General features: G+C 72.5%; 23 protein-coding genes. 12 read left to right on the top strand and 11 right to left on the bottom strand.

The window, feature by feature from the left end; translation table 11 throughout:
- Nucleotides 1-21 precede the first annotated feature (21 nt).
- On the top strand, nucleotides 22-1,059 hold the full coding sequence (locus tag RYN42_RS10465) for a LacI family DNA-binding transcriptional regulator (RefSeq protein WP_315095841.1): 1,038 nt from the start codon (nucleotides 22-24) through the stop codon (nucleotides 1,057-1,059).
- Between the two features lie 3 nt (nucleotides 1,060-1,062).
- On the opposite strand, the gene RYN42_RS10460 is transcribed toward RYN42_RS10465, so the two are convergent.
- From RYN42_RS10460 to RYN42_RS10440, 5 genes are all read right to left on the bottom strand, one after another.
- Complete coding sequence (locus RYN42_RS10460) at nucleotides 1,063-1,710, bottom strand: YesL family protein (RefSeq protein WP_315095839.1); 648 nt, start codon at nucleotides 1,708-1,710, stop codon at nucleotides 1,063-1,065.
- Nucleotides 1,707-2,966 (bottom strand): family 43 glycosylhydrolase, encoded by a 1,260-nt coding sequence (locus tag RYN42_RS10455; RefSeq protein WP_315095837.1) that lies wholly within the window; start codon nucleotides 2,964-2,966, stop codon nucleotides 1,707-1,709. Before RYN42_RS10455 ends, RYN42_RS10460 begins: the two co-directional genes overlap by 4 nt.
- A gap of 2 nt (nucleotides 2,967-2,968) precedes the next feature.
- Complete coding sequence (locus tag RYN42_RS10450) at nucleotides 2,969-3,874, bottom strand: carbohydrate ABC transporter permease (RefSeq protein WP_315095835.1); 906 nt, start codon at nucleotides 3,872-3,874, stop codon at nucleotides 2,969-2,971.
- 11 nt (nucleotides 3,875-3,885) lie between these two features.
- Entirely contained in the window at nucleotides 3,886-4,839 is a 954-nt protein-coding gene (locus tag RYN42_RS10445; protein ID WP_315095833.1) for a sugar ABC transporter permease, read from the bottom strand.
- 71 nt (nucleotides 4,840-4,910) lie between these two features.
- Nucleotides 4,911-6,266 (bottom strand): sugar ABC transporter substrate-binding protein, encoded by a 1,356-nt coding sequence (locus RYN42_RS10440; RefSeq protein WP_315095831.1) that lies wholly within the window; start codon nucleotides 6,264-6,266, stop codon nucleotides 4,911-4,913.
- A gap of 323 nt (nucleotides 6,267-6,589) precedes the next feature.
- On the opposite strand from RYN42_RS10440, the gene RYN42_RS10435 reads away from it, so the two are divergent.
- Both RYN42_RS10435 and RYN42_RS10430 read left to right on the top strand, forming a co-directional pair.
- A complete protein-coding gene (locus RYN42_RS10435; protein ID WP_315095830.1) occupies nucleotides 6,590-8,098 on the top strand; it encodes an alpha-N-arabinofuranosidase in 1,509 nt (502 codons plus the stop codon).
- A gap of 4 nt (nucleotides 8,099-8,102) precedes the next feature.
- Complete coding sequence (locus tag RYN42_RS10430) at nucleotides 8,103-9,125, top strand: arabinan endo-1,5-alpha-L-arabinosidase (protein ID WP_315095829.1); 1,023 nt, start codon at nucleotides 8,103-8,105, stop codon at nucleotides 9,123-9,125.
- On the opposite strand, the gene RYN42_RS10425 is transcribed toward RYN42_RS10430, so the two are convergent.
- Together RYN42_RS10425 and RYN42_RS10420 are read right to left on the bottom strand one after the other, a co-directional pair.
- Entirely contained in the window at nucleotides 9,122-9,661 is a 540-nt protein-coding gene (locus RYN42_RS10425) for a GNAT family N-acetyltransferase (RefSeq protein WP_315095867.1), read from the bottom strand. The two genes, RYN42_RS10430 and RYN42_RS10425, sit on opposite strands and share 4 nt — an antisense overlap.
- Nucleotides 9,662-9,666: 5 nt before the next feature.
- Entirely contained in the window at nucleotides 9,667-10,506 is an 840-nt protein-coding gene (locus RYN42_RS10420) for an HAD-IB family hydrolase (protein ID WP_315095865.1), read from the bottom strand.
- Between the two features lie 107 nt (nucleotides 10,507-10,613).
- On the opposite strand from RYN42_RS10420, the gene RYN42_RS10415 reads away from it, so the two are divergent.
- Nucleotides 10,614-10,892 (top strand): glutaredoxin family protein, encoded by a 279-nt coding sequence (locus RYN42_RS10415; RefSeq protein WP_315095827.1) that lies wholly within the window; start codon nucleotides 10,614-10,616, stop codon nucleotides 10,890-10,892.
- Between the two features lie 13 nt (nucleotides 10,893-10,905).
- Nucleotides 10,906-11,646 (top strand): redox-sensing transcriptional repressor Rex, encoded by a 741-nt coding sequence (locus tag RYN42_RS10410; RefSeq protein ID WP_399552458.1) that lies wholly within the window; start codon nucleotides 10,906-10,908, stop codon nucleotides 11,644-11,646.
- A gap of 56 nt (nucleotides 11,647-11,702) precedes the next feature.
- Here RYN42_RS10410 and RYN42_RS10405 read toward each other — a convergent pair whose 3' ends face one another.
- Nucleotides 11,703-12,257: a YceI family protein gene (locus RYN42_RS10405; protein ID WP_315095825.1), complete on the bottom strand. Its 555-nt coding sequence runs from the start codon at nucleotides 12,255-12,257 to the stop codon at nucleotides 11,703-11,705.
- Between the two features lie 124 nt (nucleotides 12,258-12,381).
- On the opposite strand from RYN42_RS10405, the gene RYN42_RS10400 reads away from it, so the two are divergent.
- From RYN42_RS10400 to ccsB, 6 genes are read left to right on the top strand one after another with little or no spacing between them, the layout of a single operon-like run.
- Nucleotides 12,382-12,879, top strand: coding sequence for a MarR family transcriptional regulator (locus RYN42_RS10400; RefSeq protein ID WP_315095823.1), 498 nt, complete (start codon nucleotides 12,382-12,384; stop codon nucleotides 12,877-12,879).
- A 48-nt stretch (nucleotides 12,880-12,927) separates the two neighbouring features.
- Entirely contained in the window at nucleotides 12,928-13,584 is a 657-nt protein-coding gene (locus tag RYN42_RS10395; RefSeq protein WP_315095821.1) for a histidine phosphatase family protein, read from the top strand.
- Between the two features lies 1 nt (nucleotide 13,585).
- A complete protein-coding gene (locus RYN42_RS10390; protein ID WP_315095819.1) occupies nucleotides 13,586-14,176 on the top strand; it encodes a TlpA disulfide reductase family protein in 591 nt (196 codons plus the stop codon).
- Entirely contained in the window at nucleotides 14,176-14,982 is an 807-nt protein-coding gene (locus tag RYN42_RS10385; RefSeq protein WP_315095863.1) for a cytochrome c biogenesis protein CcdA, read from the top strand. Before RYN42_RS10390 ends, RYN42_RS10385 begins: the two co-directional genes overlap by 1 nt.
- 1 nt (nucleotide 14,983) lies before the next feature.
- A complete protein-coding gene (locus RYN42_RS10380; RefSeq protein WP_315095817.1) occupies nucleotides 14,984-16,672 on the top strand; it encodes a cytochrome c biogenesis protein ResB in 1,689 nt (562 codons plus the stop codon).
- Nucleotides 16,669-17,697 (top strand): c-type cytochrome biogenesis protein CcsB, encoded by a 1,029-nt coding sequence (ccsB, locus tag RYN42_RS10375; RefSeq protein WP_315095816.1) that lies wholly within the window; start codon nucleotides 16,669-16,671, stop codon nucleotides 17,695-17,697. Before RYN42_RS10380 ends, ccsB begins: the two co-directional genes overlap by 4 nt.
- A 9-nt stretch (nucleotides 17,698-17,706) precedes the next feature.
- On the opposite strand, the gene RYN42_RS10370 is transcribed toward ccsB, so the two are convergent.
- Nucleotides 17,707-18,027 carry a PLDc N-terminal domain-containing protein gene (locus RYN42_RS10370; protein WP_315095814.1) on the bottom strand — a complete coding sequence of 107 codons (321 nt, stop codon included), beginning with the start codon at nucleotides 18,025-18,027 and terminating at the stop codon, nucleotides 17,707-17,709.
- A 59-nt stretch (nucleotides 18,028-18,086) separates the two neighbouring features.
- Between RYN42_RS10370 and RYN42_RS10365 the strand changes: the two genes are divergently transcribed.
- Entirely contained in the window at nucleotides 18,087-18,374 is a 288-nt protein-coding gene (locus RYN42_RS10365; RefSeq protein ID WP_315095812.1) for a DUF4229 domain-containing protein, read from the top strand.
- Here the strand turns inward: RYN42_RS10365 and RYN42_RS10360 are convergent.
- Both RYN42_RS10360 and RYN42_RS10355 read right to left on the bottom strand, forming a co-directional pair.
- On the bottom strand, nucleotides 18,371-19,243 hold the full coding sequence (locus RYN42_RS10360) for a 1,4-dihydroxy-2-naphthoate polyprenyltransferase (RefSeq protein WP_315095810.1): 873 nt from the start codon (nucleotides 19,241-19,243) through the stop codon (nucleotides 18,371-18,373). The two genes, RYN42_RS10365 and RYN42_RS10360, sit on opposite strands and share 4 nt — an antisense overlap.
- Nucleotides 19,240-20,085: AMP-binding enzyme (locus RYN42_RS10355; protein WP_315095808.1), on the bottom strand; the 846-nt coding region annotated here is incomplete at its 5' end. The genes RYN42_RS10360 and RYN42_RS10355, both read right to left, overlap by 4 nt.

Raw genomic sequence — 20,085 nt, 5'->3', positions numbered from 1 at the left:
CGCACGGATCGGGAGAACGCGATGAGCACGGCCAGGCGCGGTACCGCAGTGACGATGCACGAGGTCGCCGCGCGGGCAGGGGTCTCCATCAAGACGGTGTCCAACGTGGTCAACGGCTACCAGTACATCCGCCCGGCCACCAAGGAGCGGGTCGAGGCCGCGATCGCCGACCTCGGTTACCAGGTGAACATCTCGGCGCGGAACCTGCGCCGCGGCCGCACGGGGATCATCGGGCTGGCGGTACCGGAGCTGTCGCTGCCGTACTTCGCGGAGCTGGCCGACTCGGTCATCCGGGCCGCCGAGGACCGCGGCCTGACGGTGCTCATCGAGCAGACCGGGTCCGTCCGCGCGCGCGAGCTGGAGGTGCTCTCCGGGCAGCGTCGCCACCTCACCGACGGGCTGATCTTCTCGCCGCTCGAGCTCGGCCCGCAGGACGCCGACGCGCTGCGGGTCGACTACCCGATGGTGCTGCTGGGCGAGCGCATCTTCGGCGGCCCCGCGGACCACGTGACCATGAACAACGTCGAGGCGGCCCGTGCCGCCACCCAGCACCTGCTGGACCTCGGCCGGCGCCGCATCGCCGTGATCGGTGCGCACGAGGGGGAGACCGTGGGCTCGGCCGCACTGCGCGTGCAGGGCTACCGGCAGGCGCTCGAGGAGGCGAGCATCCCCGTGGATCCCGCCCTCATCGGCGAGGCGGGCCTGTGGCACCGGGCCACGGGCGCGGAGACCATGAACCGGCTGCTGGACTCCGGTGTCGCGATCGACGCGGTGTTCGGCCTGAACGACGCGCTCGCGCTGGGTGCCCTGCACGTGCTGCACGCGCGCCGGATCGACGTCCCCGGGCAGATCGCGGTGATCGGCTTCGACGACATCGAGGAGACGGCGTACTCCTCCCCGACCCTGACCACGGTGGCACCCGGACGCGTGCAGATCGCCAAGACCGCCGTCGACCTGCTGCTGGACCGCATCGAGGAGACGGAGCCGGGCAAGCCGTTCGTCCGGGTGATCACCGACTTCGAGATCATCGGCCGCGAGTCGACCCTCGGGGTGTCCTGACGGTCAGGCGGCGCGGGCGTCGAGCGCCGTCAGCCGCTGGTCGACCAGCCAGCCGCTGACCAGGAGCGGCACGCTCAGCCCGACCAGCGGGACCAGCACGGTGACGTACGTGAACGTGACCGCCAGCACCGCGAAGGCGACCAGCACGGCCAGGCTGGTGAGCGGCGAGAGAAGAGGCGCCACGGCCACGAACCGCCACGTGCGGCTGGCCGGGACGTCGGCGTAGCGCCGGGCGACGGGGACCAGCGTGGCGAGCGCGACGACCAGGTACACGGCGAGCGCCACCACGCCGACCGTGAGTGCGGCCCTCGCCGGACCCGCGGACGCGGCGGCGAGCACGGCGGCGTCGAGGGCGAACAGGAGGAACCCCACCGTGAGGGGTGCGCCGAGCACGTTGAGCCGGCGGAAGCCGTCCCGGTACGCCGTCCAGAAGTCGTGCCAGACGTGCTCGGACGGGGTGCCGCCGGCCAGCCGCGAAAGCAGCGCACCGCCTGCGCCGAGCGCCGGGTAGGCGCCCAGGACGACGCCGCCCGCGAGCGTGCCCACGACGACCAGCAGGTTGATCCCGACCAGCTGCGTGCCCACCCGCAGGAACACCATGACGCGGCCGGCCCAGCCGCCCACCGCCAGGTCGTCCGTCGAGGCGCTCACGGCCGGGCCACCCGCGTGCCGAGCGTGGCGTTGCCGTCGGCGTCGAGCCCGGCGAACGAGAGCGTCCGGACCCCGCGCACCGCGTCGACGGACGGGAAGACGACGAGCTCGAGGTCCGGGGACGTGAAGCGGCCGTCGCCATGGGACCGGATTGTCGCGACCACGGCGTCGTCGATGTCCAGGGTCCGCGGGGCGACGACCCCGCCGGCGGTGGCGGGCTCGAAGGTCACCAGCTCCCACGTGCCCGCGAGCGCGGCCGGGTCCGTCGGCCGGTCGTCGTCCGGCTCGGCGTCGCCCGCCCACGGCTGCGGCGACACCACGGGCCAGCCGTCCGCGGTCCAGACGAGCCGGCGCACCTGCACCTCGTGCCGCGTCGGGTCGTCCGCGTCCCGCACGTGGTGGACGAGCAGCTGGCGGTCGCCGTCGGTGAGGACGGAGGCGTGCCCGGGGGCCAGCCAGGCGCGGCCGCCGGTCAGCGCGTGGCCGGCGAGCATCAGGGCGCCCACGCGCGCGGGATCGCCGTCGAGGTCGGTGAGGTCGCGCCCGGACCGGTCGACGTAGGGGCCGGTCAGCGACTCCGAGACGCCCACGCGCACGTGGTAGGTGGAGAAGAGCGAGTCGTAGGAGAGCACGAGGGCGTAGCCCCCGCCCGGGCGGGGGAGGACGAACGCACCCTCGACCGCCCCCTCCACGCTGCGCGGCCGGCGCGCGAGCAGGGCGCCCGGCGCCTCGCCGACGGCCAGGCCCGAGACCGGGTCGAGCTCGAGCGCGTAGATGCCGCCGAAGAAGGAGCCGTAGACCAGCCAGTGCCGGCCGTCGGCGTCGACCACCGCGTTCGCGTCGATCGCGTTCGGGCCGTCGACGTCGTGCAGGCTCGTCACCACCAGCCCGCGGTCCTCCCACGGGCCGGCGGGGTGCGCGGCGACGGCCAGGCCGATGGCCGAGGTGCGCGAGCCGAACGTCGACGCCGACCAGTACATGCGCCACTCGCCGCCCGCCCGGACCACGTCGGGGGCCCAGAGGCCCTCGGCGCCGGACCACTGCGCACCGGCCGCAGGCACCCCATCGAGCGCCCAGCCGTGGAAGTCCCACGTGACCAGGTCCTTCGAGCGCCGGACCTGCACGCCGGCCCGCACGGGACCGTCCGCCCAGGCGTCCGTGGAGAACAGCCAGTACGTGCCGTCGTCGTCGCGCACCGCGGTCGGGTCGTGCGCGTGCCGACCGCCCCACAGGGCGGTGTCGGGAAGCGGGAGCACAGTCAGCCCTTCGTGCCGGTGAGCGCGACGGACTCGATGATCTGCCGCTGGAAGACGAGGAACACCACGAGGATCGGCAGCAGAGCGACGAACGACGCCGCCATGATCAGCGGGTAGTCGCGCTGGGTGGCGAACTCCACGTTGAGGTTGGCGATGACCACCTGCAGCGTCTGCCGCTCGGGGGTGTTCAGGTACAGGATCGGCGCCAGGTAGTCGTTCCAGATCGCCATGAACCAGAGGATGAACTGGGCCGCGATGGCCGGGCGGATCATCGGCATGATCATCACGCGGAAGATCTGCAGGTAGGAGGCGCCGTCGATCTTGGCGGCCTCGATCATGGAGTCCGGCACGCTGGACAGGTACTGCCGCAGGAAGAAGATCATGATGATGTTCCCGAACAGCAGCGGCACGATCAGCGGCAGCAGGGTGTCCACCCAGTGCAGCCGGGAGAACATGACGAACTGCGGGATCATGATCGTCGGGTACGGGACCATCAGGCCCGAGAGCAGGACGAGGAAGATCGCGTTCTTGTAGGGCAGCCGCAGCTTGGCCAGCGCGAACGCGGCCAGCGCGGACGTGAGCGACCCGACCACCGTCACCGAGAGCGCGACGATCAGGCTGTTCTGGAAGCCCGACAGGATCGGCGCCTCGCTCCACATGCGGACGAACGTGTCCCACTGCGGCGGGTCCGGGATCCACACCGGCGGCAGGGCAAAGACCTGCACCTTGGTCTTCAGGGCCGTGGTGAGCATCCACAGCAGCGGCGCGAGCATCACCAGGGAGCCGGCGGCGAGCAGGGCGAACACGGCGATGTTGCCCAGCCGGTTCTGCGAGCTCGCGCTCCTGCGGTTCTTCTCCGGCGCGGCCGGCGGCGTGGTGGTCGGCGGCGTCATCAACGTGGTGGCCATGGGGTTCTCCCTCAGTCGATGCTGAAGCTGTTGCGCCGGTTGAGGCGGAACTGGATGAAGGTGATGACGAAGACGAGGATCCCCAGGACGATCGACATCGCCGTGGCGTACCCCATCTGCTGATACTTGAACGCCTTGCGGACGATGTACCAGACGACGGAGGCGGAGCTGAACTCCGGGCCGCCGGCGGGGGTCATGATGTTGATCTCCGTGAAGATCTGGGACCCGGCGATGATGTTGGTGACCACCAGGAAGAACGTCACCGGTCGCACCATGGGCAGCGTGATGTTCCGGAAGCGCTGGAACGCGTTCGCACCGTCGAGCGCCGCGGCCTCGTGCAGGGACGCCGGCACCCCCTGGATCGCGGCCAGGTACAGGAGCATCGAGTACCCGAGGCCCTTCCAGATGGCCATGATGATGATCGCGGGCTTGACGTAGGCCGTGTCCTGCAGCCAGTCCGGGCCGTCGACTCCCACCCAGGCGAGCACCTGGTTGATGAGGCCGAAGTCGCCGTTGTAGGCGAACTGCCAGACGATCGCGATCGCGGCCAGCGAGGAGATGACCGGCACGTAGTAGATGGTGCGGAAGGCCGTGCGGCCGGGGATCCGGCGGTTCAGCGCCAGCGCGAGCAGCAGCGACAGCGCGAGCCCGATCGGGATCCCGATCATGTAGAAGAACGTGTTGAACAGCGAGATGCGGAAGTACTCGTCGCCGAACAGGGTCACGTAGTTGTCGAGCCCGACGAACGTCATCGGGCCCAGACCGTTCCAGCTGGTCAGCGACGCGTACACAGCGAAGCCGATCGGGTACAGCGTGAAGAGCAGGAACCCGAGGATCGGGGCCGCGACGAACGCCAGGGCCCAGCGGTGCTCCGTGCGGTGCAGGCGGCGGTTGGCCTGCCTGGCCTGCTTCGCCCGCTGCTCGGGCGTGAGGCCGGCAGAGGTCGATTCGACGGTGGCGGTCATCGTGAAGCCTTTCCAGGGGTCCCCGCCGCCCGGGGGCGTGCCCGGGCGGCGGGGACGGGAGGGAGGTGGTGCTACTTGCCTGCCGCTGCCTGCTCGGCGTTGGCGTTGGCCTCGTCGAGGAGCTGCTGCATCTTGGGCTGCTCCTCCGCCAGGTAGTCGGCGGCCGTCTTCTCGCCGTCGAGCACGGGCTGGATGTTGGTCCAGAGCTCGTCGTACCACTCGGCGCCGTACGTGAAGGCCGCCGGCATGGCCCGGCCGTAGTCCTGCACGATGTCCAGGAACTCCTGGCGGTTGGCGGGCTCGGCGGCCGTGTCGGCCGCCCAGGTGTCGGCCACGTCGATGAGGTTCGGGATCTGCACCCCGGCGTCGACGAGCGTCTGCTGCGCGGTCGGGTCGGCCGACAGGTAGGTCACCAGCTTGACGGCGTCGTCGGGCAGCTTTGTCGTGTTGGAGACGCCGATGCCCAGCGACCCGATCCAGGTGGCGGACTCACCGGTCTCGCCGGCGGGCCAGGGGATCAGCTCGTACTCGAAGTCGAGCTTGTTGTACGTGCTGACGTCCCACGGGCCGACCGGGAAGAAGCCGATCTCGCCGGCCATCCAGCGCTGGTAGGTGTCCAGCGTGGCGGCGTCGGAGGCCGAGGGGGTGACCTTGTCCACGTTGGTCAGGTCCGCGAACCGCTGGAGCGCCTCGGCGAACTCGGGGGTGTCGACGGTGACCTCGGTGCGGTCCGCGTTGGTCCAGTCGCCGCCGTTGCTCCACACCAGCGACTGCAGGTTCCACTGGACGTTGAGCCCGGTGCCCCACTGGTCGACGGCGCCGTCGCCGTCGGTGTCGACGGTCAGCTGCTTGCTGATGTCCACGAACTGGTCCCACGTGAGCGGGACGTCCTTGTCGGGCAGCGCGATGCCGGCCGCCTCGAGCATGGTCTTGTTGTAGCCGAAGGAGAACGGGCCGACGTCCTTGGGCAGCCCGTAGAGCTTGCCGTCGGGCGTGCCCTGCAGCGTGCCGTCGAACCGGTAGGAGTCGACGCCGTAGGGCCAGAGGTTGTCCAGGTCGATGCCGCTGGCGTCCACCTGCTCGGTGATGTCCATGAGGACGCCCGAGCTGACGTAGGACTGCAGCGTGGCCTGCTCGATGTAGAACACGTCGGGCACGTTGTTGCCGGCGACGGCCGCCTGGAGCTTGGTGGCGTACTGGTCGGCGTCGGTCACGATCATCTTGACCTTGACGCCGGTGTCCGCGGTGTACTTCTTGATGGCGGCCTCGTAGGCCGTCTTCTCGTCCGCGCCGCCGCGGAACATGAACGTGATCTGCTTGTCGCCGCCGCTCGCGCCGTCGCTGTCGCCGTCGCTGCACGCGGTGAGCGTGAGCGAGCCGGCGACCGCGGCGCACATGGCGCCTGCGATGAGCCTGTTCCTCTTCATCGTCCTGCCTCCCATATCCCGTGGATGTGCGAGGTCATCTGACGTCGGGACCACGTCCACGTGGTCCGTCCGGGTCGTCGTTGACCTCATTCCGTTCGACCGACGTCGCATCTACAACGTTGATCTACAACGATGTAGAACATGACACGAGAAGCGCCGCCCGGTCAAGCCACGAGTTGATAACGGCCGGTTGACGCGATTCGACGCGCCGTGCATGATGCGTCTACAACGATGTAGAAACGCCGGACGGGCCCAGTGCAGGCGCCCGCCCCGCGGCCCGGCCGAGCGCTGCTGCCGGCCCGACGACCGAACCAGGAGACGCCATGATCCCCGTCCGACTCACCCTCGACCCCGCGTTCCGGGTCGGTCCCGTGCGCCGGCGCACGTTCGGCTCGTTCGTCGAGCACCTGGGCCGCTGCGTCTACACCGGCATCCACGACCCCGCGCACCCGACGGCCGACGCCGACGGGTTCCGCAAGGACGTCATCGAGCTCACCCGCGAGCTGGGCGTGAGCACCGTGCGCTACCCCGGCGGCAACTTCGTCTCGGGGTACCGGTGGGAGGACGGCGTCGGACCCCTGGACCAGCGCCCTGCCCGGCTGGACCTCGCGTGGCACTCCACCGACCCGAACACGGTCGGCGTCGACGAGTTCATGCGCTGGGCGACGCTCGCCGAGGTCGAGCCGATGATGGCCGTGAACCTGGGCACCCGCGGGGTCCAGGAGGCGCTCGACCTGCTCGAGTACTGCAACGTCCGCGGCGGCACCAAGCTCTCCGACCAGCGCCGGGCCAACGGCGCGCAGGACCCGTACGACGTGCGCATGTGGTGCCTGGGCAACGAGATGGACGGCCCGTGGCAGATCGGCCACAAGACGGCCTACGAGTACGGGCGCCTGGCCGCCGAGACCGGCCGCGCGATGCGCATGGTCGACCCGGACCTCGAGCTCGTCGCGTGCGGCTCGTCCGGCGTCGCCATCCCCACGTTCGGCGAGTGGGAGCGGATCGTGCTCACCGAGGCCTACGAGCAGGTGGACCTCATCTCCGCCCACGCGTACTACTGGGAGGAGGACGGCGACCTCGGCTCGTTCCTGGCGTCGGCCGTGGACATGGACCACTTCGTGGAGTCCGTGAGCGCGACCGCGGATGCCGTGCGCGCCCACAAGAAGCTGGACAAGCGGATCCACATCTCGTTCGACGAGTGGAACGTCTGGTACCAGCACCGCGCCGAGTCGAAGCCGCCGACCGGGCACGACTGGCCCGTGGCTCCCGTGCTGCTCGAGGACAAGTACAACGTGGCCGACGCCGTCGTCGTCGGGAACCTGCTCATCTCCCTGCTGCGGCACACCGACCGCGTGCACTCGGCCTCGCTGGCACAGCTGGTCAACGTGATCGCGCCGATCATGACCGAGCCCGGCGGCCGGTCCTGGAAGCAGACGATCTTCCACCCGTTCGCGCAGGCCTCCCGGTACGCGGTGGGTGACGTGCTCCAGGTGGCCGTCGAGGCGCCGACGTACGAGACGGCCAAGTACGGCGACGCGGCCCTGGTCGACGCCGTCGCCACGCGGGACCCCGAGACCGGCGCGGTGGCCCTGTTCGCGGTCAACCGCTCGCTCACCGAGACCGTCACGCTCGAGGTCGACGCCCGCGCTCTGCCGGGCCTGCGGGTCGTCGAGGCGAGCACCCTCTCCAACCCCGACCACACGTGGTCCGCCACGGCCGACGACGACACCTCCGTGGCTCCGCGGGCCAACCCGACCGCCGCGGTGCGGGACGGGCGGCTCACGATCGAGGTGCCGCCGGTGTCCTGGAACGTCGTCCGACTGGGGGCCTGACACCGTGCGCCGGACCGTGGTCGCCCTGGTCACCGTCGCGCTGGTCGGCGGGGCCGGTGCGGCCGCGGTCTGGGCGCGGCCGGACGCACCCGCCGCGACGGCGCTGTCCCTGAGCGGGGACCTCCGCACGCACGACCCGGCGCTCGTCGCGGGCGCCGAGGGGGAGCCCTGGTACGTGTTCTCCACCGGCGACGTCCGCGAGGGCCTGGGCGCGCCGCAGATCCGCCGGTCCACCGACGAGGGCCGCACGTGGGAGCTCGTCGGCACGGTGTGGGACGCGTCCACCCGGCCGGAGTGGGCCTACGAGGCGGTGCCGGGCGTGTCCAACTTCTGGGCGCCCGAGGTCATCGAGCACGACGGCACGTTCTACCTGTACTACTCGGCGTCCACGTTCGGCTCGAACGCCTCGGCGATCGGGCTGACCACGAACACGACGCTCGACCCGGACGACCCCGACTACGCCTGGGTGGACCAGGGCGAGGTGCTGCGGTCGGTGCCGGGGGAGACGGACTACAACGCGATCGACCCCGGCGTGGTCGAGGACGCCGGCGGGACGCCGTGGATGGCGTTCGGCTCGTTCTGGGGCGGGATCCAGCTGGTCGAGCTGTCGTGGCCGTCCGGCAAGCCCGCCTCCGGAGCGGAGCCGGTGACGATCGCCAGCCGCACCTCGCCGCCCAACGCGATCGAGGCGCCCTACCTGGTGCGGCACGACGACTGGTACTACCTGTTCGTCTCGCGGGACTCCTGCTGCCAGGGCACCGACTCCACGTACAACATGGCGGTCGGGCGCTCGGCGGAGGTCACCGGGCCGTACGTCGACCGCTCCGGCACCGAGATGACCCTCGACGGCGGCGAGCAGCTGCTCACGACGATCGGCGACATGGTCGGCCCCGGTGGGCAGTCGGTCTCCCGCGGGTACCTCGCGTTCCACTACTACGACGCGGCCGCCGGGGGCGACTTCCGGCTCGAGATCCGGGAGCTCGACTGGGACGACGAGGGCTGGCCGGTCGCGACGACCGCTCCCTAGAGGGGGCGCTCCAGCACGTAGTCGTCCTCGACCCGTCCGCCGACCGTGAAGTGCTTGGTGCCGACGATGGCGAAGCCCGACCGCACGTAGAACGCCTGCGCGCGCGCGTTCTGCTGGTTGACGCCGAGCCACATCCCCTGCGCGCCGCGCTCCCGCGCGGCCTCCAGCGAGGCGGTCATCAGGGCGTGCGCGACGCCGGCACCGTGGTGGTCGGGGTGCACGTAGCACTTGGACAGCTCGATGGTCGGCCGCAGGTGCAGTGCCGCCTGGACGTCGTCGTCGGTGGGCTCACCGGCGACGAGCATGGTGTACCCGACCAGGTCGCTCGGCTCCCCGGCGTCACCCGCGACCAGCACCACCCGGTCGGGGTCGGCCAGGTACTCCTCGAACCGTTCCACGGAGAGCACCGACCCGATGAACGCCCGCTGGTCCTCGGCGGTGGACCCGGGCGGGCAGGCCAGGGGGAACGTCAGCGCGGCCAGCTCCGCCAGCTGTGCCAGGTCCGCCCGGACGGCGGTCCGGACCGTCGACGCCAGGGTGTTCACAGGAGGTCCTCTCCGTCGTGGGTGCCGCGCCAGGAGCGCACCGCCGCACGCGTGACCAGCCCGCCGGCCCACGCGAGGCCCGCCAGGCTGGCCACCGTGGTGCCGCGGCGCGCGTTGCGGCGACGGTTGCGGAACTCGCGCACCGGCCAGCCCACCTCCGCGGCGTAACGGCGCAGGCGCCGGTCGGGGTTGATGGCGCAGGGGAAGCCGACCTCCGACAGGATGGCGACGTCGTTGGTCGAGTCGCCGTAGGCGTACGACGCCGACAGGTCGATGCCCTCGCGCTCGGCCAGCGCGCGGACCGCGTCGGCCTTGGCCTGGCCGTGCAGCATGTCGCCGACCAGGCGACCCGTGTAGAACCCGTCCTTGTGCTCGGCGATCGTGCCGAGCGCCCCCGTGGCGCCGAGGCGCCGCGCGATCAGGGAACCGATCTCCACGGGCGTCGCCGTCACCAGCCACACGGAGTGGCCGGCCGCGATGTGCTGGTCGAGCAGCCGCTGCGTGCCGGGGTAGATGCGCAGGCAGAGCACCTCGTCGTAGATGTCCTCCGCGATCGCGGTCACCTCCGCCACGGAGTGCCCCGTCATGATCGACAGCGCGCGGCTGCGGACCTCGTCGATCTGGTCCTTGTTCTCGCCGAACGTGAGGTACCGGAACTGGTGCAGGCTGAACTCGACCAGGTCCCGCTTGCGGAAGAACCCCCGCCGGTACAGGCCCACCGCCAGGTGGAACGCACTGGCCCCGCGGATGATCGTGTTGTCGACGTCGAAGAACGCGCCGGTGCCCGGACCGTCCGGACCGGCCCCGGGGTCCCGCAGCACGGGAGCGGGGGCGATGGGGTTGCCGGACGCCTGACGCACCCGGTCACTGTAACGACGCTCGCGGGCAGCAGCGGTCCGCGAGCGCGTGCCACCCGGTGTCCGCTCGGTGAGAGCCTGGTGTCATGACGACGAACACCCGGGTGGTCCTCTTCGGCAGGGACGGCTGCCACCTGTGCGACGAGGCGCGCGAGGTGGTGCGCGCGGTGTGCGCCGAGACGGGCGCCGACTGGTCGGAGGTGGACATCGACACGGGCTCCGTCCCTGGCACAGACCTGGTCGACGAGCTCGGGGAGCTGGTCCCGGTGGTCGAGGTGGACGGTGTCCGGCAGGGGTACTGGCGGATCGATGCCGCGCGTCTGCGCCGAGCTCTTACCCCCGCCGGTCCTCGACCCCTAGCCTGACCTGCGGGGCCCGGTGACCGGGTCCGACGGTGTCTCGGGGGTCGAGGTGGACGCGCAGCGGGCGGGATCCCGGACGCACGGCAGGGCGGTGGAGCCCGGTGCGACCGGTCGCTCCCGGACGCGCGACGTGCCGCTGGCCACGGTGGCGCGGCTGCCCGGCTACCTGCAGGCGCTGCACGCCCTGACCGCGGACGCCGTGGTCACCACGTCGTCCGAGGAGCTGGCCGCCGGTGCGGGGGTGAGCCCGGCGCAGCTGCGCAAGGACCTGTCCTACCTCGGCTCGTACGGTCGGCGGGGCGTCGGCTACGACGTCGTGCACCTCTCCGAGCAGATCGCCGTGGTGCTGGGACTGACCACGCAGCGGCGCGTCGTCATCGTCGGCATCGGCAACCTCGGGCACGCGCTGGCCAGCTACTCGGTGTTCGCGGAGCGCGGGTTCGCGGTGGTCGGCCTCCTCGACGCGGACCCCGCCGTGGTGGGGACCGCCGTGGGCGGCCTGGTGGTGCAGCCTGCGGAGTCGCTCGCGCAGGTGGTGGCCGCGACCGACGCCACCATGGGCATCATCGCGACACCGGCGAGCGCCGCCCAGGACGTCTGCGACGCGCTCGTCGCGGCGGGGGTGGTCGGCATCCTCACCTTCGCGCCCCGCGCCCTGCGCGTGCCCGCGCACGTGGACCTGCGGGCGGTGGACGTCGCCTCGGAGCTGCAGATCCTCGCCTTCCACGACCGCCGACGCGCCGGGACCGGCGCGTGAGCGCACGAACGGCCGGGCCCGTCCTGGACCCGGCCGTTCGTCAGGAGCGTGCTGCGTCAGCCCTTGATGATGGAGACGTCGAGCGCGATGACGACCTTGTCGGAGACCAGGACGCCGCCGGCCTCGAGAGCCGCGTTCCACGTCAGGTCGAAGTCCTTGCGGGAGATCGTCACGGTGGCCTCGAACCCGGCGCGGGTGTTGCCGAACGGGTCCACCGCGGTGCCGTTGAACTCGGTGTCGAGCTCGACGCGCTGCGTGACGCCGTGGATGGTCAGGTCGCCGACGATGACGTAGGTCTTGCCGGCCTCGCGGACCTCGGTGGAGACGAACGTCCACTGGCCGAACTTCTCCACGTCGAAGAAGTCGCCGCTCTTCAGGTGGCCGTCGCGGTTGGCGTCGCCCGTCGTGACGGTGGCGGGGTCCAGCGTCACGGAGACCGACGTGCTCGACAGGTCCTCGCCGACGACGACCGTGCCCTCGGTGACCGCGACGGTGCCGCGGACCTTCGAGATGCCGGCGTGGCGGACGGTGAACGCGGCCTCGGTGTGCGAGGCGTCGACGGTCCAGGTGCCGGTGGTCAGGCCGGTGGGGATGGCGGTCGTGGTGCTCATGCGGGGTGTCCTCCGTGGTTGTGGAACGGCGCGGTTGTTGAACGGTCAACCAAACTGTTAGTTCAAAGTTGTACTACACTACGGCGAAGGGCGCAACCCCTTGCCCAGGAACGGAGGCTCCGCCGTGAGCACGGACACACCCGCCACCTCGCGCACCGTCGAGTGGCTGACTGCCGAGCAGCAGACCCACTGGCGCGCGTTCCGTGGCGGCTCGGCGCGGCTGTTCGCGGCGCTGGAGCACGAGCTGGAGCGCGACACCGGGCTGTCCACGCACGAGTACGAGGTGCTGGTGCGACTGTCCGAGGCGCCCGACCGGACCCTGCGGATGGCGCAGCTGGCCGACAACCTCGCGCACTCCCGCAGCCGGCTGACGCACACCATCCGGCGCATGGAGGAGCAGGGGCTCGTCGAGCGGCTGCCCTGCATCGAGGACGCGCGCGGCGTGAACTGCTCCATGACCGAGAAGGGCTGGCAGGTCCTGGTCGAGGCGGCCCCGAGCCACGTGCAGTCCGTGCGGGACCACCTGGTCGACGTGCTCAGCCCGGAGCAGTTCGCCGCGCTGGGCGCCGCGATGGAGACGGTCCGGCTGCACCTCACGGGTGGCGCGTGTCACGTCGAGTGACGCGGTCCCGTGTCCGCTGCGCACAGGAGTGTTTGCGAGACTGACCCCATGGTCGCGACCACGATCCACCTGATGCGCCACGGCGAGGTCCACAACCCCGAGGGCGTGCTCTACGGGCGGCTGCCCGGCTACCGGCTGTCCGAGCGTGGCCTGGCCATGGCGGACATGGTCGCCGAGCACCTGTCGGGGGCGGCGGGCGGCACGCGGCGCGACGTCGTCGCTGTCATCGCCTCGCCGCTGCAGCGGGCGCAGGAGACGGCCGGCCCGATCGCCGCGGCGTTCGGCGTCGAGATCGGGACCGACGAGCGGATCATCGAGGCCGGCAACCACTTCGAGGGCAAGACCTTCGGCGTCGGGGACGGCTCGCTGCGGCACCCCGAGCACTGGCCGTACCTGCGCAACCCGTTCCGGCCCTCCTGGGGCGAGCCGTACCGCGAGCAGGTCGAGCGCGTGCTGGCCGCCGTGGACACCGCGCGCGACCTCGCCCGCGGCCACGAGGCCGTGCTGGTCAGCCACCAGCTGCCCGTGTGGGTCACGCGGCTGGCGCTCGAGGGCCGGCACCTGTGGCACGACCCCCGGCGCCGGCAGTGCTCGGTCGCGTCCCTGACCACCCTGCGGTACGAGGGCGACATGCTGGTCGGCGTCGGCTACCGCGAGCCGGCCGCCGTCCTCCTGCCGGGCGCGTCGATGGTCGCGGGGGCCTGACGTGCGCCGACGCGCGCTGGCACTCGTCGCGACGGCCCTGCTGCTGGCGGGGTGCACCACCGGTGGCTCCGCGGACCCGGGGACTCCCGAGGACGTGGCCGACCAGGGCTACCAGTCCGGTGACGGCAGCACGACGACGTGGGCCGCGGACGAGCGCTCCGGACCCCTGGAGCTGGCCGGTACCGACTTCGCGGGCACCGCGCAGGACGTCGCCGACTGGCGCGGCGACGTCGTCGTGCTCAACACCTGGTACGCCAACTGCCCGCCGTGCCGCGCGGAGGCGCCCGACCTCGCGGCGCTGGCCACCGACTACGCCGACGACGGCCTGCACCTGCTCGGCATCAACCGGACGGACGACGCCGGCACCGCGCAGGCGTTCGAGCGGCAGTTCGAGGTGCCCTACCCGAGCCTCGCGGACACGGACGGCTCGGCGATCGCGGCCCTGCAGGGGACGGTGCCGGTGAACGCCGTGCCGACGACCGTCGTGCTCGACCGGTCCGGCAAGGTCGCCGGTCGCATCCTCGGCCTGGCGGACCCGTCGACGCTGCGCTCGATGGTCGACGCGCTGCTCGCCGAGCAGCCCGCGCCGTGATGCTCGCCGACGCCGGCGACGCGTTCGGCCAGACCGTCGCCACCGGCTCGCTCCTGCTGGCCGTCCCGGTGGCGCTGGTCGCCGGGCTCGTCTCCTTCGCGTCGCCGTGCGTGCTCCCGCTGGTCCCCGCCTACGTCGGCTATCTCGGCGGGATGACCGGGTCCGCGGCCGACCGGCTCGGCTCCGCCGAGGGGACGACGCTCGTCCGGGCCGCCCCGGCACGCAGCCGGGTGGTGCTCGGGGTCGCGCTGTTCGTCGCCGGGTTCACCGCCGTGTTCGTCGCGCTGGCCGCTCTCGCGGGCTCGCTCGGCGGCGTGCTCGTCGAGTACCAGGACCCGATCACCCGCGTGCTGGGCGTCGTCGTCATCGTGCTCGGCCTCGGGTTCCTCGGGCTCATCCCGTTCCTGCAGAACGAGAAGCGCGTCCACCTGGCGCCGCGCGCGGGTCTCTGGGGCGCACCGCTCCTGGGCGTGACGTTCGGTCTCGGCTGGGTGCCGTGCATCGGACCGACCCTCGCGGCGATCCTCACGCTCTCGCTCGACGGCGGCTCGGCCGGCCGCGGTGCGCTCCTGGCCGTGGCGTTCTGCCTCGGCCTCGGGCTGCCGTTCCTGCTGGTCGCCCTGTTCGTGGACCGCAGCACGGGCGCCCTGGGCTTCCTGCGCCGACACCGCCTCGCGATCATGCGCTTCGGCGGAGCGATGCTCGTGGTCCTCGGGATCGCGCTGGTCACGGGCGTCTGGGGCACCTGGGCGTCCTGGCTGCAGGGCGTGCTCGTCGGCGGCGACCCGTTCGTGCCGGTGGTGTGACGTGACGACGCACCGCCCCGAGGGCCTCTCCGACGTGTTCCTGGAGCCGACGGAGGCTCCGACCACCTCGCCGACGCTGCCCACGCTCGGTGTCGCCGGCTGGCTCCGCTGGGCCTGGCGGCAGCTCACCAGCATGCGGGTGGCGCTCCTCCTGCTCATGCTCCTGGCCGTCGCGGCCGTGCCCGGCACGGTCTGGCCGCAGCGCGCGCAGGACACCGCCAAGGTCGCGACGTACCTCGCCGACCACCCGACCACCGGTCCGTGGCTCGACCGGCTCGGGCTCTTCGACGTCTACTCGTCGGTCTGGTTCTCGGCGATCTACCTCCTGCTGTTCGTCTCCCTGGTCGGCTGCATCCTGCCGCGCACCCGGGTGCACCTGGCGGGCGTCCGCGGCCGGCCCCCGCGCGCACCCCGCCGGTTCACGCGGTTCCCCGCGCAGGGCTCCGGCTCCACGTCCGCGGACCCGGCACAGGCCGCGTCGGAGGCCATGACCGTGCTGCGCGGCGGGTGGCGCTGGCTCCCGTTCGTGCCGACCTACCGGGTGGACACCCGTGACGAGGGCCAGGGGGTCGTCTCCGTCTCCGCGGAGCGCGGGTACCTGCGCGAGACCGGCAACCTGGTGTTCCACCTCGCGCTGGTCGGCCTGCTCGTCTCGGTGGCCACCGGGCAGCTGCTGCACTACCGCGGGCAGGCGATCGTCGTGCAGGGCCGCGGGTTCGCGAACGCCCAGGTGGCCTACGACACGTTCGAGCAGGGGTCCGCGTTCTCGCCGGCCAGCCTGGTCCCGTTCACGCTCCGGCTCGACGAGTTCGAGTCGCGGTTCGACCCGCAGACCCTGCAGTCCCGCGACTTCACCGCGCGCGTCACCCTGACCGACCCCGGCGAGGAGCCCGTCGCGACCACCATCAAGGTCAACCAGCCGCTCGAGGCCGGCGGGGCGAAGGTCTACCTGCAGGGCAACGGGTACGCGCCCGACCTCACCGTGCGCGACGCCGCGGGCGAGGTCGCGTTCTCCGGTCCCACACCGTTCCTGCCGCAGGACAACGTCTACACCTCGCGCGGCGTGGTCAAGGTGCCCGGGGTGTCCGGCGACCAGGAGCAGATCGGCATCGTCGGCTACCTGCTGCCCACCGCGCAGGAGGTCGGCGAGGACCTCTACCGGTCGATCGACCCCCAGCCGACCGACCCCCTGCTCGTGCTCTCCGTCTGGTCCGGCAACCTCGGGCTCGACACCGGCGTGCCGCAGAACGTGTACCAGCTGGACGAGTCCCGGATGACGCAGGCGGTCGACGACGACGGCACCACGGTGACGCTCTACGTCCGTCCCGGCCAGACCGTGGACCTGCCCGACGGGCTCGGCACCCTGACGTTCGACGGGCTGCCGCGGTACGTCGCCCTCGACCTGCGGCACGACCCGGCGCTGCCGTTCGTGCTCGTCTTCGCGCTCCTGGCGTTCGCCGGGCTCGCCACTTCGCTGTTCGCCCCGCGGCGGCGCCTCTGGCTCCGGTTCACGCCGGGTGCTCCCGAGGGCGACGGCCGTACAGTGGTCAGCGCGGCCGGGCTGGCCCGCGGCGACGACGTCGGCCTCCAGCCCGAGCTCGACCGGGTGCTCGCGACGACCCTCGCCGGCACCCGTGACACACCACCGGCCGCGCCCCGCGGCCCGACCTCCCGAGAGGCCACGCCATGACCACCGGTGACCTGAGCACCCTGCTCGTCTGGGGCGCCGCGACCGCGTTCACCATCGCGCTCGTCGCCTACAGCGCGGACCTCGCGCGCATCGCCGACCGTGCGCAGAAGCGCGTGCCCGTGGCCGCGGGGGCGCGCGCCGCCGGGTCCCGACCCGCCACCGCGGTCGCCGGGTCCGAGGAGCAGAGCGCACCCGGCCGGTCGCCCCGCGCCGAGGGCATCGCCCGGTCGACGACCCTGCTCGGCCTCGTCCTGCTCTTCGCGGGGATCGTCACGCGCGGCATCGCCGCCGGGCGCTGGCCGACGGCCAACATGTACGAGTTCACCATCGTCGGCGTGCTGGTGGCCGTCGCGGTGCTCACGGTCGTGCAGCGCCGACGGGTCATCGCGTTCGTGGGCGTGCTGGTCATGGGGATCGCCGTGCTCGCCCTCGTCCTGGCCCTCAACGCGTTCTTCGTCCAGGCCGACCAGGTGCAGCCGGCCCTGCAGAGCTACTGGCTGGTCCTGCACGTCGGTGTGGCCATCACGGCGACGGGCATCTTCACGGTCGCGTTCGCCGCGTCCGTGCTCCAGGTCCTGCGCAGCCTCCGCGAGGAGCAGGGCGCCCCCGTCGACGCCCCCGCGGTCACGGTCGGCGCCGACGCGCCGCGCCGCAGCGACGGGGTCCGTCGCGCGGTGGGCGGGCCGAGGTTCGGCTGGCTCGAGCAGGTGCCCGGCTCGCGCGAGCTCGAGGCGCTGTCGTTCCGGCTCAACTCGGTCGCGTTCGTCCTGTGGACGCTCACCCTCATCGGCGGCGCCATCTGGGCCGAGGACGCCTGGGGCCGGTACTGGGGCTGGGACCCCAAGGAGGTCGGCACCTTCGTGGCGTGGGTCGTGTACGCGGCCTACCTGCACGCCCGGACCACGCGCGGCTGGAGCGGGCGCAGGGCGGCGTACTTCGTCTTCGTCGGGTACGGCGTCGTGCTCGCCAACTTCACGGTCGTCAACCTCGTGGTCACGGGGAAGCACTCGTACTCGGGCGTCTGACCGGACCGCTCAGGCCGTCGGCCCCGCGTCGTCCGGGCCGCCGCGGTCGGTCCGCCGACGGTCCTCGTCGAGGCCCGACAGGAAGTCCGGGTCGTCGTCGGGCCCGGTGGCGCGGCGGGGGCGCTGCGACGGGCCGGGTCCACCGGCCGCGGTCCGGCGTGACCACCGCACGGCGAGCCAGGCCGCCGAGCCGAGCAGCGGCACGACGAGGATCAGCAGGACCCAGAGCGCGGGGTGCACCCCGAGCCGCTCGTCGTTCGTGCTGCGGACGACGTCGATGATGCAGTAGACGGTCAGCCCGATGATCAGCAGGACGGCAAGGTTCCTCACCTCGTCAGACTAGACGCCCGTGCGCAGGAGGGCTGGTCCGGGCGGCCTACCCTGGGACCGTGGCATTCGTCGTCTACTCGGTCCTGCGTCTCGCGCTCCTCGGCCTCTGCCTGGCCGTCCTGTGGTGGGCTGGGCTGCGGGGGTGGCTCGTGGTCGTGGTGGCCGCGTTCCTGGCGTGGGGGCTGTCGTACGTGCTGCTCAGCGGCCCGCGAGACGCCGCCGCGCGACAGCTGGCCGAGCGTGCGGAGAGGCGCCGGGCGGCGGGGGACCGGACGGTGCTGGGCAGGCGGGCGCAGGAGGACGCGGACGTCGAGGACGCGGCCGACGACGCCGTCCGCGACAGCTAGAGCGCCAGGCCCAGGCCCAGCAGGACGCCGAACGCGAGCTCGAGCAGGCCGGTGCCGGCGAGCACGGGGACCAGCGCGCGGCCGCGGGCGCCCAGCTGGACGGTGACCGCCAGGACGACGGCCGGCGCCAGGAGCGCCAGCACGATCAGGGTCCACGGTGACGCGAACGCGCAGACGATCCCGCCGAGCAGCACCGGCACGACCACGAGGCCCGCGTACACCCGGCGGGCCAGGCGGTCGCCCAGCCGGACGGCCAGGGTGCGCTTGCCGACGAGGGCGTCGGTGGGGATGTCGCGCAGGTTGTTGGCCATGAGCAGCGCGCACGCCAGCAGCCCGACGGACACGGCGCCCACCCAGGACGCCCAGGAGAGCTCGCCGGCCTGCGTGAAGGTGGTGCCGAGCACGGCGACCAGGCCGAAGAACACGAACACGCCCACCTCGCCGAGCCCGCGGTATCCGTAGGGGTTCCTGCCGCCGGTGTACCCCCAGGCGGCTGCCACGGCGACCGCGCCGACCGCGAGCAGCCACCAGTGGCCGGTCAGGAGCACGAGCGCGAGCCCGAAGAGGCCGGCGACGCCGAACGCCGCGAACGCCGCCGCCTTCACGGTCCCGGGGCTGGCGGTGCCCGACGCGGTCAGCCGCAGCGGTCCCACGCGGTCGACGTCGGTGCCCCGGATCCCGTCGGAGTAGTCGTTGGCGTAGTTGACGCCCACCTGCAGCGCGAGCGCCACGCCGAGCGCCAGCGCGGCCCGACCGAGGTGGGCTCCGCCCAGCTGGGCCGCCGCTCCGGTGCCGACGAGCACGGGGGCCGCGGCGGCGGGGAGCGTCCGCGGCCGAGCGCCCTGCACCCAGTCGCTGGCAGTCGTCACGTGAGGTTCCTCTCGAGCTGGCGGACGGCGAGCAGCGTGGCGGCCCGACGGTCGATCTTGCCGGGCCCGCGCACGGGGAGCGAATCGGTCAGGACGAGGTGCCGGGGCGCGTGCGTGGCGCCGAGACGGTCGGTGACGGCCGCGCGGACCTCGCCGAGAGTCGGTGCCGCCCACCCGGCACGCACGGCAAGGACCGCGACCAGCACCTGCCCCCACTCGGGGTCGGGCACACCGACGACGCACACCTCGCCGACCCCGGGCACCGCGGCGACGACGACCTCGACCGGACCGGGTGGCACCTTGACGCCGCCGGTGACCAGCACGTCGTCGGCGCGGCCGAGCACGGTGAGGGTGTCGCCGGTCCACGCGCCGAGGTCGGTGGTCCGCAGGAGGCGGACGCCGTCCACCTGCACGAACGCCTGCGCGTCGAGGTCGGGACGCCCCAGGTAGCCGTCGGCCAGCACGGGTCCGGCCAGCAGGATGCGGCCGTCGTCGTCCAGGGCGACGGACACACCGTCGAGCGGACGCCCGTCGTACACGCACCCGCCGCACGTCTCCGTCATGCCGTACGTGGTGACCATCCGGGCCCCTGCCGCGCGGGCGCGAGCGAGCACGTCGGGCGGTGTGGCCGCGCCGCCGAGCAGCACGGCGTCGAACGAGGTCAGCGCGGCCGTGGCGGCGGCGTCGTCGAGGAGCCGCACCAGCTGGGTGGGCACCAGCGAGGTGTACCGGGGGCCGTCGGCCGGCAGGCTGGCGACCGCCGCGGCGAACGCGGGTGCGCGGAACGGCCCCGGCGGCATGCTCGTCGGGATCGTCCCCGCCAGCACCGAGCGGACCAGCAC

This window comes from uncultured Cellulomonas sp., from assembly GCF_963527515.1.
Classification (GTDB): Bacteria; Actinomycetota; Actinomycetes; order Actinomycetales; family Cellulomonadaceae; genus Cellulomonas.
Note: the sequence above shows the minus strand (reverse complement) of the source record. Positions and strands in the feature narration are given on the sequence as shown.

Bases quoted from the DNA above. Each gene is read 5' to 3' on its own strand.
- RYN42_RS10465 (WP_315095841.1), top strand. From the start codon at position 22: ATGAGCACGGCCAGGCGCGGTACCGCAGTGACGATGCACGAGGTCGCC.
- RYN42_RS10450 (WP_315095835.1), bottom strand. From the start codon at position 3,874: ATGGCCACCACGTTGATGACGCCGCCGACCACCACGCCGCCGGCCGCG.
- RYN42_RS10445 (WP_315095833.1), bottom strand. From the start codon at position 4,839: ATGACCGCCACCGTCGAATCGACCTCTGCCGGCCTCACGCCCGAGCAG.
- RYN42_RS10440 (WP_315095831.1), bottom strand. From the start codon at position 6,266: ATGAAGAGGAACAGGCTCATCGCAGGCGCCATGTGCGCCGCGGTCGCC.
- RYN42_RS10435 (WP_315095830.1), top strand. From the start codon at position 6,590: ATGATCCCCGTCCGACTCACCCTCGACCCCGCGTTCCGGGTCGGTCCC.
- RYN42_RS10415 (WP_315095827.1), top strand. From the start codon at position 10,614: ATGACGACGAACACCCGGGTGGTCCTCTTCGGCAGGGACGGCTGCCAC.
- RYN42_RS10405 (WP_315095825.1), bottom strand. From the start codon at position 12,257: ATGAGCACCACGACCGCCATCCCCACCGGCCTGACCACCGGCACCTGG.
- RYN42_RS10395 (WP_315095821.1), top strand. From the start codon at position 12,928: ATGGTCGCGACCACGATCCACCTGATGCGCCACGGCGAGGTCCACAAC.
- RYN42_RS10385 (WP_315095863.1), top strand. From the start codon at position 14,176: ATGCTCGCCGACGCCGGCGACGCGTTCGGCCAGACCGTCGCCACCGGC.
- ccsB (WP_315095816.1), top strand. From the start codon at position 16,669: ATGACCACCGGTGACCTGAGCACCCTGCTCGTCTGGGGCGCCGCGACC.